This window comes from Pseudomonas sp. 273 (assembly GCF_029201425.1).
Lineage (GTDB): Bacteria > Pseudomonadota > Gammaproteobacteria > Pseudomonadales > Pseudomonadaceae > Pseudomonas > Pseudomonas delhiensis.
On record NZ_CP116775.1, the window covers coordinates 770,509 to 783,841 of the forward strand.

The 13,333-nt window shown below is 67.4% G+C and carries 11 protein-coding genes; 6 read left to right on the forward strand and 5 right to left on the reverse strand.

Annotated features, from left to right (window positions below; genetic code table 11):
• Window positions 1-200: 200 nt before the first annotated feature.
• The gene (gene leuA / locus PKO50_RS03670) at window positions 201-1,871 is read right to left on the reverse strand and encodes a 2-isopropylmalate synthase (protein WP_275628845.1); all 1,671 of its coding nucleotides are present in this window, start codon (window positions 1,869-1,871) and stop codon (window positions 201-203) included.
• Between the two features lie 404 nt (window positions 1,872-2,275).
• Here leuA and PKO50_RS03675 point away from each other — a divergent pair, with 404 nt between their 5' ends.
• The 4 genes from PKO50_RS03675 to PKO50_RS03690 all read left to right on the forward strand — a co-directional run bounded on the left by PKO50_RS03675 (window position 2,276) and on the right by PKO50_RS03690 (window position 6,037).
• Window positions 2,276-2,686, forward strand: a complete 411-nt coding sequence (locus PKO50_RS03675) for a DUF2946 domain-containing protein (RefSeq protein ID WP_275628846.1) — start codon at window positions 2,276-2,278, stop codon at window positions 2,684-2,686.
• Window positions 2,687-2,796: 110 nt separating this feature from the next.
• Window positions 2,797-4,908 (forward strand): TonB-dependent copper receptor, encoded by a 2,112-nt coding sequence (locus tag PKO50_RS03680; RefSeq protein WP_275628847.1) that lies wholly within the window; start codon window positions 2,797-2,799, stop codon window positions 4,906-4,908.
• A gap of 107 nt (window positions 4,909-5,015) precedes the next feature.
• Window positions 5,016-5,528: a copper chaperone PCu(A)C gene (locus PKO50_RS03685; protein ID WP_109933705.1), complete on the forward strand. Its 513-nt coding sequence runs from the start codon at window positions 5,016-5,018 to the stop codon at window positions 5,526-5,528.
• A gap of 101 nt (window positions 5,529-5,629) precedes the next feature.
• Window positions 5,630-6,037 carry a DUF6491 family protein gene (locus PKO50_RS03690; RefSeq protein WP_109933706.1) on the forward strand — a complete coding sequence of 136 codons (408 nt, stop codon included), beginning with the start codon at window positions 5,630-5,632 and terminating at the stop codon, window positions 6,035-6,037.
• Between the two features lie 3 nt (window positions 6,038-6,040).
• Here PKO50_RS03690 and PKO50_RS03695 read toward each other — a convergent pair whose 3' ends face one another.
• From PKO50_RS03695 to xseA, 3 genes are all read right to left on the reverse strand, one after another.
• Entirely contained in the window at window positions 6,041-6,877 is an 837-nt protein-coding gene (locus tag PKO50_RS03695) for a M23 family metallopeptidase (protein WP_275628848.1), read from the reverse strand.
• A 502-nt stretch (window positions 6,878-7,379) separates the two neighbouring features.
• Window positions 7,380-8,153, reverse strand: coding sequence for a M15 family metallopeptidase (locus PKO50_RS03700; RefSeq protein WP_275628849.1), 774 nt, complete (start codon window positions 8,151-8,153; stop codon window positions 7,380-7,382).
• Window positions 8,154-8,158: 5 nt separating this feature from the next.
• The gene (gene xseA / locus PKO50_RS03705) at window positions 8,159-9,538 is read right to left on the reverse strand and encodes an exodeoxyribonuclease VII large subunit (protein ID WP_275628850.1); all 1,380 of its coding nucleotides are present in this window, start codon (window positions 9,536-9,538) and stop codon (window positions 8,159-8,161) included.
• 137 nt (window positions 9,539-9,675) lie between these two features.
• On the opposite strand from xseA, the gene guaB reads away from it, so the two are divergent.
• Both guaB and guaA read left to right on the forward strand, forming a co-directional pair.
• Window positions 9,676-11,145: an IMP dehydrogenase gene (guaB, locus tag PKO50_RS03710; protein ID WP_089389482.1), complete on the forward strand. Its 1,470-nt coding sequence runs from the start codon at window positions 9,676-9,678 to the stop codon at window positions 11,143-11,145.
• A gap of 121 nt (window positions 11,146-11,266) precedes the next feature.
• Entirely contained in the window at window positions 11,267-12,844 is a 1,578-nt protein-coding gene (gene guaA / locus PKO50_RS03715) for a glutamine-hydrolyzing GMP synthase (protein ID WP_275628851.1), read from the forward strand.
• A 164-nt stretch (window positions 12,845-13,008) separates the two neighbouring features.
• On the opposite strand, the gene PKO50_RS03720 is transcribed toward guaA, so the two are convergent.
• Window positions 13,009-13,302 (reverse strand): hypothetical protein, encoded by a 294-nt coding sequence (locus PKO50_RS03720; RefSeq protein ID WP_275628852.1) that lies wholly within the window; start codon window positions 13,300-13,302, stop codon window positions 13,009-13,011.
• Between the last annotated feature and the right edge of the window lie 31 nt (window positions 13,303-13,333).

Genomic DNA, 13,333 nt, shown 5'->3' on the forward strand with positions numbered 1-13,333 from the left:
AGGGTTGGGGAGAGGGGGCGGGGCCAATCCCAGGCACCGTGGCCGCCGGGAAACGCCATTCGCGAGCAAGAGCTAGGCACCCCCTTGATCCTACGAAGAGCAACTCGGCGCGGCCTGCAAGACAGTCGCTCCTACGACGAGCGGGTGTGCATAGGCGAAAAAAGGGGCCCGAAGGCCCCTTTTTCACATCACCGGCGAACTCAGGCGGCTTTCGCCTGGCCCAGGGTCACGGCGCGGTTCAGCGCGCTGAACAGGGCGCGGAAGCTGGCGGTGGTGATGTTCTCGTCGATGCCGATGCCGTGCAGCGAGCGGCCGCCTTCCACGCGCAGCTCGATGTAGGCCGCCGCGCGGGCGTTGGTGCCGGCGCCGATGGCGTGCTCGTTGTAGTCCATGATCTCGACCTCCACCGGCAGCGCGGCGACCAGGGCTTCCAGGGTGCCCTTGCCCTTGCCGTGCCAGCGGTGCTGCTCGCCCTTGTGCACCACGTCGATGTCGATGGCGCAGATGCCGTTCTCTTCCTGCAGACGGTAGTTCTTCAGGGCGAACGGCGACACCGCTTGCAGGTACTCGCTCTGCAGCAGGCCGTAGATCTGCTCGGCGGTCATTTCCAGGCCGAGACGGTCGGTCTCGTTCTGCACCACCTGGCTGAACTCGATCTGCATGCGGCGCGGCAGGCTGATGCCGTACTCCTGCTCGAGCAGGAAGGTGATGCCGCCCTTGCCCGACTGGCTGTTGACGCGGATGACCGCCTCGTAGCTGCGGCCGATGTCGGCCGGGTCGATCGGCAAGTAGGGCACTTCCCACACGGCGTCTTCCTTCTGCTGGGCGAAGCCCTTGCGGATGGCGTCCTGGTGGGAGCCGGAGAAGGCGGTGTGGACCAGGTCGCCGACGTACGGGTGGCGCGGGTGCACCGGGATCTGGTTGCACTCTTCCACCACCTTGCGCACGGCGTCGATGTCGGAGAAGTCCAGCCCCGGGTTGACGCCCTGGGTGTACATGTTCAGCGCCATGGTCACCAGGCAGAGGTTGCCGGTGCGCTCGCCGTTGCCGAACAGGCAGCCTTCGACACGGTCGGCGCCGGCCATCAGCGCCAGCTCCGAGGCGGCTACGCCGGTGCCGCGGTCGTTGTGGGTGTGCAGGCTGATGATCACGCTGTCGCGCTTGTCGATGTGGCGGCCGAACCACTCGATCTGGTCGGCGTAGTTGTTCGGCGTGGCGCACTCGATGGTGGCCGGCAGGTTGAGGATCAGGCGGTTGGCCGGGGTCGGCTGGAACACGTCGATCACCGCGTTGCACACCTCGACGGCGAAGTCGGTCTCGGTGGAGCTGAAGACTTCCGGCGAGTACTCGAAGCCCCACTGGGTCTCGGGTGCGGCGGCGGCCAGGCGCTTGATGGTCTTGCCGGCGGCGATGGCGATCTGCTTGACGCCTTCCTTGTCCTGGTTGAAGACGATCTTGCGGAAGCTCGGCGCGCAGGCGTTGTAGTAGTGCACGATGGCGCGCTTGGCGCCCTTCAGCGACTCGAAGGTGCGCTCGATGAGGTCGTCGCGGGCCTGGGTCAGCACCTGGATGGTGACGTCATCGGGAATGTGGCCACCCTCGATCAGCTCGCGGACGAAGTCGAAGTCGGTCTGCGAGGCGGACGGGAAGCCCACTTCGATTTCCTTCAGGCCCACCTGCACCAGGCACTTGAAGAAGCGCATCTTCTTCTCGGCGTCCATCGGCTCGATCAGCGACTGGTTGCCGTCGCGCAGGTCGGTGCTCAGCCAGATCGGCGCCTGGTCGATGATCTTGTCCGGCCAGGTGCGGTCGGGCAGGGTGATCGGGGTGAAGGGACGGTATTTCTTCGACGGGTCTTTGAGCATGGTCATGGGCGGAATCCTTGTTCTTCCGGGCCAGCGGCGGCCCTGCGCGGTAGAAAGATGAAGAGGTGAAGCCGGGAAACGGATTCAGCCACGCAGTCGCGGGCTGACCAGGCGCAGGCAGGCGTGTTGGCGAAGCAGGATGAGGGTGTGTGCGGTTTTCATAGCGCCCACCCTAGTGCGCTTTGGGGGTGGATGGCAAGCATTGTGGAAAAATTGGTAGCCGTAGCTTGATTATACGGATAGGCGAGATTTTCTGCTTCTGTTCAGGCTTTATTGCGCAAGGAATTGCGAGGCGGTTTTTCTGCTTTACTCTCCGATGCGTCTCCATGCCGCACAGCATTGAGCCATCGGCGAATTGCGCCCGCCGGCCCGGCAGGGTAAAACGCCGCCAATCGATTCGGGGACTTCCAGTGACAGGTCGCAGACGGCGAGGCACAGGACAAGGCACGGGCATCTGGCTGGCGCTGTTCGCCATGCTGATGATCCACCTCGGCCCGCTGTTGTCGCAGTCCATGCCCATGGACCACCCCATGCCGACCATGGCCGGCATGGAAGACATGGCCTGCTCCGAACAGATGCGCGGCGGCCACCACGGGGCCGATGCCGCGCAGCAGGGCTTCTCCGCCGACCACTTCATGGAGAAGTGCGGCTACTGCGGCCTGCTGCTCCACAGCCCGGCGCTGGAAACCCCGCGCCTGGCGCTCTCCGCCGACCTGCCCGGGGCCGCCCCGGCGCCCCAGGTCGTCATCGAACAAGCCATCCCGCCTTCGCCGATCTTCCCCGGCGCCCGTTCGCGCGCGCCGCCGTCCATGACCGCCTGACCTTTCTTTCGCCGTAGCCAGCGCAAGCGCCATCGCGCAGGGGAACCTTCCTCCGCGCGCGTCCGCCGTGCCTGGCCAGAAGAACATCGTCATCGATCATGGAAAACCGCATGTCCAGAACCTTCCTGCGCGGGCGCGTTCGCCCGGCACGCCTGCGCACCCTTTGCGCACTGACCGCCCTCGGCGGCATCGTCGGCCTGACCCCGTCCGTACGCGCCGATGAGGCCGACGACCCGCACGCCGGCCATCAAGCCATCGAACTGCAGCCCAGCGTCATCACCGCGGTGGCGCAGAGCTCGCCGCTGACCGTGGTCACCGACCCGAAGCAGGCGCGCCAGCCGATCCCGGCCAGCGACGGCGCCGACTACCTGAAGACCATCCCCGGCTTCTCCGCCATCCGCAACGGCGGCACCAATGGCGACCCGGTATTGCGCGGCATGTTCGGCTCGCGGCTGAACATCCTCACCAACGGCGGCGTCATGCTCGGCGCCTGCCCGGCACGGATGGACGCCCCCACCTCCTATATCTCCCCGGAGACCTACGACCGGCTCACCGTGGTCAAGGGCCCGGAAACCGTGATCTGGGGCCCCGGCGCCTCGGCCGGGACCATCCGCTTCGACCGTGATCCGGAGCGCTTCGGCGAGCTGGGCACGCGGATAAACGGCAGCCTGGTGGCTGGCTCCAACGGCCGCTTCGACCGCGTGCTGGACGCCGCCGCCGGCGGCCCCGAAGGCTACCTGCGCTTCACCGGCAACCGCTCGCAGTCCGACGACTACGAGGACGGTGGCGGCAACACCGTGCCCTCGCGCTGGAACAAGTGGAACGGCGACGTCGCCCTGGGCTGGACGCCGGACGCCGACACCCTGGTCGAGCTGACCGCCGGCAAGGGCGACGGCGAGGCGCGCTACGCCGGGCGCGGCATGGATGGCTCGCAGTTCAAGCGCGAAAGCCTGGGCCTGCGCTTCGAGAAGTCCAACCTCGGCGGCGTGCTCGACAAGCTGGAGGCGCAGGTCTACTACAACTACGCCGACCACGTGATGGACAACTACAGCCTGCGCACCCCCTCGGGCACCGGCATGATGGCCGGGCCCATGGCCTCCAACGTCGACCGTCGCACCCTTGGCGGGCGCCTGGCGGCCACCTGGCGCTGGGACGACTTCAAGCTGATCTCCGGCGTCGACGCCCAGAGCAGCGAGCACCGCCAGCGCAGCGCCATGGGCATCGGCGCCTACGACGAGGTGCCGTGGAACAAGGATGCGGCCTTCCACAACTACGGCGCCTTCGGTGAGCTGACCTGGTACGCCGCCGAGCGCGACCGGGTGATCGGCGGCGCGCGCCTGGACCGCGCTTCGGCCAAGGACTACCGGCAGACCCTCGGCTCGGGGATGATGACGCGGCCCAACCCGACCGCCGACGACACCCGCGCCGATACCCTGCCCAGCGGCTTCCTGCGCTACGAGCACGACCTGGCGGGTTCGCCCACCACCCTCTATGCCGGCCTCGGCCACGCGCAGCGCTTCCCCGACTATTGGGAGCTGTTTTCCCCGAGCATGGGACCGGCCGGCTCGGCCAACGCCTTCGACGCCATCAAGCCGGAGAAGACCACCCAGCTCGACTTCGGCGCCCAGTACGAGGGCGAGAAGCTCAAGGCCTGGGCTTCGGGCTACGTCGGCGAGATCCGCGACTACATCCTCTTCACCTACCGCAGCGGCGGCATGATGGGTTCAACGTCCCAGGCGACCAACGTGGACGCACGCATCATGGGCGGTGAACTGGGCGCGGCCTACCAGCTGACGCCGAACTGGAAGACCGACGCGACCCTGGCCTACGCCTGGGGCAAGAACACCACGGACGACCGCGCGTTGCCGCAGATGCCGCCGCTGGAAAGCCGCCTGGGCCTGACCTACGAGCAGGGCGACTGGAGCGCCGGGGCGCTGTGGCGCCTGGTGGCGAAGCAGGGGCGGGTGGCCGAGGGGCAGGGCAATGTGGTCGGCCAGGACTTCGACGAGAGCGCCGGCTTCGGCGTCTTCTCGCTCAACGCCGCGTACCGCGTGAACAAGCACTTCAAGGTCAGCACCGGCGTCGACAACCTGTTCGACAAGGACTACGCCGAGCACCTCAACCTCGCCGGCAACGCCGGCTTTGGCTACCCGGCGGACGATCCCCAGGCGATCCGCGAGCCGGGCCGTACGTTCTGGACCAAGGTGGACTTCAGCTTCTGAGCACCGCCGGCTTGAGTGGGGGCGCGAAGCGGCTATGCTGCCCGTGCCCTCGACGTTGCCGCCCGGCGTTGTGCCGGGCGGCCCATGAGATCGTTAGGAGTTCCAACATGCGCAAGACCCTCCTGGCCCTGGCGGCCATGCTGTCCTTCTCCACCCCGCTGCTGGCCCACGAATACAAGGCCGGCGACCTCGACGTCGAGCACCCCTGGTCGCTGCTGCTGCCGGCCAACTCGGAGAACGGCGCGGCCTATTTCGTCGTGCACAACCACGGCAAGGCGGCCGACCGCCTGCTCGGCGCCGACACCGAGCGTGCGGCCAGCGCCGAGGTCCACGAGCACCAGATGAAGGACGGCATGATGAAGATGCAGAAGGTCGAGGGCGTGGACATTCCCGCCGGCGGCACCGTCACCTTCGCCCCCGGCCACTACCACCTGATGCTGCTTGGCCTGAAGAAGCCGCTGGCCGACGGCGAGCGCTTCCCGCTGACCCTGCACTTCCAGCAGGCCGGCGACCTCAAGGTGGAGGTCGAGGTGCAGAAGCAGGCACCCGAGGGCGGTGACCACGGCATGTCCGGCCACGATATGTCGGGCCATGACATGCCCGGGATGAAGATGAACTGACCGTCTGGCCGGCCGTGTGCCGGCCTTTCCCCAGGGTGGGAAAATGGAACGGGACCGATTCCGGCCCGAGCAGCGGCCATCCGTGTGGCCGGGAGGTGAGCATGGGCACTGTCCGCAGCGCCGCCATGGTGGCGGCTGCCGTTCTGCTGGCCGCCTGCAGCCAGTCCGGGCTGCGCAACGACCAGTTGCCCCTCGACCAGCACCTGGAACGTCTCGGCTACCGGCAGGGCGAGGCGGTGAAGTCGATCCCGGTGTGGGAAACCCAGGGCTGGGAATACCTCGACAAGGGCCACATCGTCCTCGGCCAGGCGCCCGGCCGGCGCTACCTGGTGGCCTTCTCCTCGCCCTGCGACAACCTGTCGTTCAGCAACCGCCTGAACATCAGCAGCACGGTGGGGGCGGTGACCAAGCTCGACCGCATTCTCTCGTACGACTCGACCGGCATCCCCGAGCCTTGCCTGATCGGCGAGCTCTACCGCCTGGAGCGTGTTTCCACCCGAGCGGAATGAGCCTCAGGGCTTGAAGGCGCCGATGAATATCGCCGGGTCGACGCGGGCGTCGTTGAGGCTGACGTTCCAGTGCATGTGCGGCCCGGTGGCCCGACCGGTGGCGCCGACGCGGCCGACCACGCCGCCGCGCGGTACCTGGTCGCCGAGCTTCACGTCGATCTTCGACATGTGGCAGAACATGCTGATGAAGCCCTGGCCATGGTCGACGAACACGGTGTTGCCGTTGAAGAAGTAGTTGCCGATCAGGATCACCTTGCCCGCCGCCGGGGCCTTGATCGGCGTGCCGGCGGGCACCGCGAAGTCCAGCCCGGAATGCGGGTTGCGCTCCTCGCCATTGAAGAAGCGGCGCAGGCCGAAGGGGCTGGACAGCGGGCCGTTCACCGGCTTGTCCAGCACCAGGTTGCTCGGCGTGCCGGGGCTGAAGCTGCGGTAGGCGGCGGTCTGTTCGGCCAGCTCGCGGTTGATGCGCTTGAGGTCCTCGGGCAGCGGGTTGACCTGGCGGGTGTTCTTCAGGGTGATGCGCTGTTCGCGGTAGTGCTTGGCGCCGACCTGGAAGGCCAGGCTGCGGCTGGCGCCGGCCTGCTTCACCTGGATCTGCTGCGTACCCGGCTTGACGCTCAGCGGGATGCCGACCACGGCGATCCAGTCGCGGCCTTCCTCGCGCACCACCAGCACCGGCTTGCCCTGGTAGCTGGCGCTCGGCGCCGGCCCCGTGCTGCCCAGCTGGACCACGGCGACGCCACCGGGCACCGGTTTGTTCAGGGTTCGGCTGATGAAGCCCTCGGCATGGGCGGGCAGGGCGAGCAGGGTGGCGAACAGCAGGCAGAAGACGCGGAACATGGGCTTTCCGTAAATCCGGTAAAGCCGGCAGTCTACATGGCACGAACCTGGGGCGTATAACCGTTTGCGGTGATTCATCCGGTGTGCCAGCGCCTGTAGGAACAATGTCCATTGGGTTCCCGCATTCGCGGGAATGGCGAGGATGGTGGTTCGTAGGGCGGATAACGCCTACGGCGTTATCCGCCAAATCGCGGACAGAGTCCGCTCGCTGCCCGAGCCATGCCATTCCCCTGTAGGAGCGCGCCCTGCGCGCGAATCGCGGGCAGGGCCCGCTCCTACAATGGGGCGACATGGGAGGCGCGAATTTCGATCCAGTCACCCCCACGAACGAGGGAGCCCAGAAGACAGTTGCTCCTACGGTTCCAGGAGGCACGGACGTAGGACTCCGTCCGCGATTCCGCCGGCGGGCATGGCGATAGGTGCGTGGTTCGCACGTGGAGCCGCCTGGGCGTGAGGTCAGGCGGCGGATAACGCCTGGGGCGTTATGCGCCCTACGCCCTGATCAGCCAAGGGATGGACCTGTAGAAGAGCCAGGGAGGCTGTGCAGTTGCTGGCGCCACAGCGCTTCCAGCGGCTGCACCTGGGCCGGGCCGTAGAGCGCCGCTTGCTCGCCGCGGTGCCAGGCCCACAGCTGGTCGCCGTAGTCGTAGTGCCACCACTCGCTGGACAGGTTGCTGAAGCCGGCCTCGCGCATCACGTTGAACAGCAGCCGGCGGCGGTCGCGGATGGCGCGGCCGTGGTCGTCGCTCGCGTCTTCGTAATGGCGGGTGTAGGAGCGTGGGGTGGCCTCGTCGAACAGGCTGCCCATGTCCAGCCAGCGGCCGTCGCGGTCGCACAGGGTGATGTCGACGGCGCCGCCGGTCAGGTGCGGGCTCGGCGCTTCGGCGCAGGTGCTGGGCGGGGCGACGAACTCGCGGGTGCGCCGCGTCAGTTCCGCTGGATCGGTGTCCGGCGCGTGCTGGCGGAGGATTTCGTAGAGGGTGTCGTACAGGTGCTGCTGCACCGCGAACGGCCGCCAGGCGTCCAGCACCGCCAGGCGCAGGCCGTCGGGCAGCAGCCGCGCCGCCCGCAGCAGGCGCTCGAACACCCCGGCGCGGGCGTGGCATTCGGCCGGGGCGTTGGGGACGCCCAGGCGGTGGTAGGCCGGCCAGACCAGGAAGCCCTGGCTGGTGCCGAGGGCCTCCAGGGGCTCGCCGCATTCGACGATGGGCATGCGGAAGGCCGCGGCCCAGTCCGGTTCCGGCGCTTCGGGGATGGCGGCGAGCAGGTCGGTCACGGCGGTCAGTCCAGCAGCGAGAGGGTTACCGGGGCCTGGTGGTTGTCTTCCACGCGCACCTCCAGCTGGCCTTCGCCCAGTTTCGCGGTCAGGCGCTGGCCGGGCTGGGCCTGGGCGGCGCGGCGGATGGCCTGGCCGCGCTCGTCGAGGAGGATGCTGTAGCCGCGCCCGAGGGTCGCCAGCGGGCTGACGATGTGCAGGCTCTGGGCCAGGCCGTCGAGGCGCTGGCGGCGCTCGCGGAGGATCGCCCGGGTGGCGTGGGGCAGGCGCGCGGCCAGGCTGTCGAGCTTCTGCCGCAGCAGCGCCAGGGCGCGGCCCGGGTGCTGCGCCTGCAGGCGCGTCTGCAGGCGGCCGATGCGCTCCTGGCGCACCTGCAGCTGGCGCTCGAAGGCGCGGCGCAGGCGCATGTCCAGGTCATCCAGGCGCTGGGCCTGCTGGCGCAGGCGCTCGCCGGGGTGGCGCAGGCGCCGGGCGCTGCCTTCCAGGCGCAGGCGCTCGCGGGTCAGGCGCTCCTGGATGCGCAGGATCAGCCGCCGGCGCAGGCTGTCCAGGCGCTGCTGCAGGTCGCCGGCGTGGGGCGCCAGCAGCTCGGCGGCGGCCGAGGGCGTGGGGGCGCGGACGTCGGCGACGAAATCGCTGATGGATACGTCGGTCTCGTGGCCCACGGCGCTCACCACCGGGGTGGCGCAGGCGGCGATGGCGCGGGCCACGGCTTCCTCGTTGAAGCACCAGAGGTCTTCCAGCGAGCCGCCGCCGCGGGCCAGGATGATGGCGTCGAAACCGCGCGCGTCGGCCAGCTGCAGGGCGCGGACGATCTGCGCGGTGGCCTCGCGGCCCTGCACCGCGGTGGGCACCAGGGTCAGCCGGACCTGGGGGGCGCGGCGGCGGAACACGCTGATGATGTCGCGGATCACCGCGCCGGTGGGCGAGCTGACGATGCCGATGCGCTGCGGGTGGGCCGGCAACGGCCGCTTGCGTTCGGCGGCGAACAGGCCCTCGGCGGCGAGCTTCTGCTTCAGCGCTTCGAAGGCCAGGCGCAGGGCGCCGTCACCGGCCGGCTCGACCGCATCGGCGATCAGTTGGTAGTCGCCGCGGCCCTCGAACAGCGAGACCTTGCCGCGCACCTTGACCGCCAGGCCGTCGCGCAGGGCCTGGCGCACCCGCAGGGCGTGCTGGCGGAACAGCGCACAGCGCACCTGGGCGTTGCCGTCCTTCAGGGTGAAATAGATGTGCCCGGAGGCGGGGCGGGCGAGGTTGGAGATCTCGCCTTCCACCCACACCTGCGGGAACACGTCCTCCAGGAGCTGGCGGGCGCGCTGGTTGAGCTGGCTGACGGTCAGCACCTCGCGGTCGAGGCCGAGCCGTTGGAAAGGGTCGTTGAGCATGGCGCTGGATGATAAGCCCGGGGCCTTGCCGAGGGCCAGCGCGAAACCCGCGAATCCAGCGGTCGGGCGCGTTGAGCCGGAGCGTGAAGCTGGGGTATAATGCCGCGCTTCCATTTTCCCGTGTGGGAGCCCTCGCCATGCTGCGCATCAGCCAAGAAGCCCTGACGTTCGACGACGTCCTCCTCATCCCCGGTTACTCCGAGGTCCTGCCCAAGGACGTGAGTCTGAAGACTCGCCTGACCCGGGGCATCGAACTGAACATCCCGCTGGTGTCCGCCGCCATGGATACCGTGACCGAATCCCGCCTGGCCATCGCCATGGCGCAGGAGGGCGGTATCGGCATCATCCACAAGAACATGGGCATCGAGCAGCAGGCTGCCGAAGTGCGCAAGGTCAAGAAGCACGAGACCGCCATCGTTCGCGACCCGGTCACCGTGACCCCCTCGACCAAGATCATCGAGCTGCTGCAGATCGCCCGCGAGTACGGCTTCTCTGGCTTCCCGGTGGTGGAGGAGGGCGAGCTGGTGGGCATCGTCACCGGCCGCGACCTGCGCGTTAAGCCGAACGTCGGCGACAGCGTGGCGGCGATCATGACGCCCAAGGACAAGCTGATCACCGCCCGCGAAGGCACCGCCCTGGAAGAGATCAAGGCCAAGCTGTACGAGAACCGCATCGAGAAGATGCTGGTGGTCGACGAGCATTTCCGCCTCACCGGCCTGGTCACCTTCCGTGACATCGAGAAGGCCAAGACCTACCCGCTGGCGTCCAAGGACGAGCAGGGCCGCCTGCGCGTCGGCGCCGCCGTCGGCACCGGCGCCGATACCGCCGAGCGTGTCGCAGCGCTGGTCGCCGCCGGCGTCGACGTGGTGGTGGTGGACACCGCCCACGGCCACTCCAAGGGTGTGATCGACCGCGTGCGCTGGGTGAAGGAAACCTTCCCGCAGGTCCAGGTGATCGGCGGCAACATCGCCACCGGCGAAGCCGCCAAGGCCCTGGCCGACGCCGGCGCCGACGCGGTCAAGGTCGGCATCGGCCCGGGCTCCATCTGCACCACCCGCATCGTCGCCGGTGTCGGCGTACCGCAGATCTCGGCCATCGCCAACGTCGCCGCCGCCCTCGAGGGCACCGGCGTCCCGCTGATCGCCGACGGCGGCATCCGCTTCTCCGGCGACCTGGCCAAGGCCATGGTGGCTGGCGCCTACTGCGTGATGATGGGCTCCATGTTCGCCGGCACCGAAGAGGCCCCGGGCGAGATCGAGCTGTTCCAGGGCCGCTCCTACAAGTCCTACCGCGGCATGGGCTCCCTGGGCGCCATGGCCGGCGCCACCGGTTCCTCCGACCGCTACTTCCAGGACGCCTCCGCCGGCGCCGAGAAGCTGGTCCCCGAGGGCATCGAAGGCCGCGTCCCCTACAAGGGCCAGCTGACCGCCATCGTCCACCAGCTGATGGGTGGCCTGCGCGCCGCCATGGGCTACACCGGCAGCGCCGACATCCAGGACATGCGCACCCGGCCGCAGTTCGTGCGCATCACCGGCGCCGGCATGGCCGAGTCCCACGTGCACGACGTGCAGATCACCAAGGAAGCGCCGAACTATAGGGTGGGCTGAAGCCCACTGGCGACAGGCTGCAGGCGGCAGGCTACAGGCAAAAGGCCCGTAGCCGCCGCGCAGCCTCTTCACAACCTGCAGCCTGCAGCCTGAAGCCTGCAGCTGCCTCGCAGAGGCATCCATGTCCCAAGACATTCACGCTCACCGGATCCTGATCCTCGACTTCGGCTCCCAGTACACCCAGCTGATCGCCCGCCGCGTGCGCGAGATCGGCGTGTACTGCGAAATCCACCCGTTCGACATGAGCGACGACGACATCCGCGCCTTCGCTCCGCGCGGCATCATCCTGGCCGGCGGCCCGGAATCGGTGCACGAGCTGGACAGCCCGCGCGCGCCCAAGGCGGTGTTCGACCTGAACGTGCCGCTGTTCGGCATCTGCTACGGCATGCAGACCATGGCCGAGCAGCTGGGCGGCAAGGTGCAGGGTTCGGACCTGCGCGAGTTCGGCTACGCCCGCGTCGACGTGGTCGGCAAGGCGCGCCTGCTGGACGGCATCGAGGACCACGTGGATGAAGATGGCGTGCTCGGCCTCGACGTGTGGATGAGCCACGGCGACAAGGTCACCGACATTCCCGAGGGCTTCCACATCCTCGCCAGCACCCCGAGCTGCCCGATCGCCGCCATGGCCGACGACGCCCGCGGCTACTACGGCGTGCAGTTCCACCCGGAAGTGACCCACACCAAGCAGGGCGGCCGCATCCTCTCGCGCTTCGTGCTGGACATCTGCGGCTGCGCGGCCCTGTGGACACCGTCGAACATCGTCAACGACGCCATCGCCACCGTGCGCGCCCAGGTGGGCAACGCCAAGGTGCTGCTGGGCCTGTCCGGCGGCGTCGATTCCTCGGTGGTCGCGGCCCTGCTGCACAAGGCCATCGGCGACCAACTGACCTGCGTGTTCGTCGACAACGGCCTGCTGCGCCTGCACGAGGGCGACCAGGTGATGGCCATGTTCGCCGAGAACATGGGCGTCAAGGTGATCCGCGCCAACGCCGAAGACAAGTTCCTCGGCCGCCTGGCCGGCGTCGCCGACCCGGAAGAGAAGCGCAAGATCATCGGCCGCACCTTCATCGAGGTCTTCGACGAGGAAGCCACCAGGCTGCAGGACGTGAAGTTCCTCGCCCAGGGCACCATCTACCCCGACGTGATCGAGTCGGCCGGCGCCAAGACCGGCAAGGCCCACGTGATCAAGTCGCACCACAACGTCGGCGGCCTGCCCGAAGACATGCAGTTCGAACTGGTCGAGCCGCTGCGCGAGCTGTTCAAGGACGAAGTGCGCAAGATCGGCCTGGAACTGGGCCTGCCCTACGACATGGTCTACCGCCACCCGTTCCCCGGCCCGGGCCTGGGCGTGCGCATCCTCGGCGAGGTGAAGAAGGAATACGCCGACCTGCTGCGCCGCGCCGACCACATCTTCATCGAAGAGCTGCGCAACTTCGACTGGTACCACAAGACCAGCCAGGCCTTCGTGGTGTTCCAACCGGTGAAATCCGTCGGCGTGGTCGGTGACGGCCGCCGCTACGCCTGGGTCGTGGCCCTGCGCGCGGTGGAGACCATCGACTTCATGACCGCCCGGTGGGCGCACCTGCCCTACGAGCTGCTGGAAAAGGTCAGCAACCGCATCATCAACGAGATCGAAGGCATCTCCCGCGTCACCTACGACGTGTCGAGCAAGCCGCCGGCGACCATCGAGTGGGAGTGAAATTTATCGGTAGCATATTGATTTAATTGTTGAATATTGGCCTTGGTAATTATATATACCACATTATTAATAGCCGTTTCTCTTGGTGTATTGAGAGGCGAGTTATAAAATAAATACTGATACCATGAGGGCGGATCAATCGTGGTCATGGTATCAGGCTATTCTCATGAGTTTATTGCGTCCCTGAAGATGACGTCGCTGACCATCTCTTCGTCAAGGAAATCGATCAACATATTTGAGTTTTCAAGGTCTTCTCTGGTCAATGCCCCGATTGCTTGTCCAACTACTACCTCCCAAGGTTTTTTGCACTCAACAATAGCACAGACGAGTTGGCGGATTTTCTTGATCTTCTTGTGACGCAATCGGTCGTTCGATTCCACTAGTTCTGCAATCAACGCTATGTCGGAATGTTTTTGATTATCCTCAACCCATTTTTTGGCTGCGGCTACAAATTCCACCCATGTAACGTTCATTACTGCAAGGCATGAA

Excerpts from the sequence above, each read along its gene's own strand:
- guaB (WP_089389482.1), top strand. The coding sequence starts at position 9,676 with ATGCTGCGCATCAGCCAAGAAGCCCTGACGTTCGACGACGTCCTCCTC.
- leuA (WP_275628845.1), bottom strand. The coding sequence starts at position 1,871 with ATGACCATGCTCAAAGACCCGTCGAAGAAATACCGTCCCTTCACCCCG.
- PKO50_RS03690 (WP_109933706.1), top strand. The coding sequence starts at position 5,630 with ATGGGCACTGTCCGCAGCGCCGCCATGGTGGCGGCTGCCGTTCTGCTG.
- PKO50_RS03695 (WP_275628848.1), bottom strand. The coding sequence starts at position 6,877 with ATGTTCCGCGTCTTCTGCCTGCTGTTCGCCACCCTGCTCGCCCTGCCC.
- guaA (WP_275628851.1), top strand. The coding sequence starts at position 11,267 with ATGTCCCAAGACATTCACGCTCACCGGATCCTGATCCTCGACTTCGGC.
- PKO50_RS03680 (WP_275628847.1), top strand. The coding sequence starts at position 2,797 with ATGTCCAGAACCTTCCTGCGCGGGCGCGTTCGCCCGGCACGCCTGCGC.
- xseA (WP_275628850.1), bottom strand. The coding sequence starts at position 9,538 with ATGCTCAACGACCCTTTCCAACGGCTCGGCCTCGACCGCGAGGTGCTG.
- PKO50_RS03685 (WP_109933705.1), top strand. The coding sequence starts at position 5,016 with ATGCGCAAGACCCTCCTGGCCCTGGCGGCCATGCTGTCCTTCTCCACC.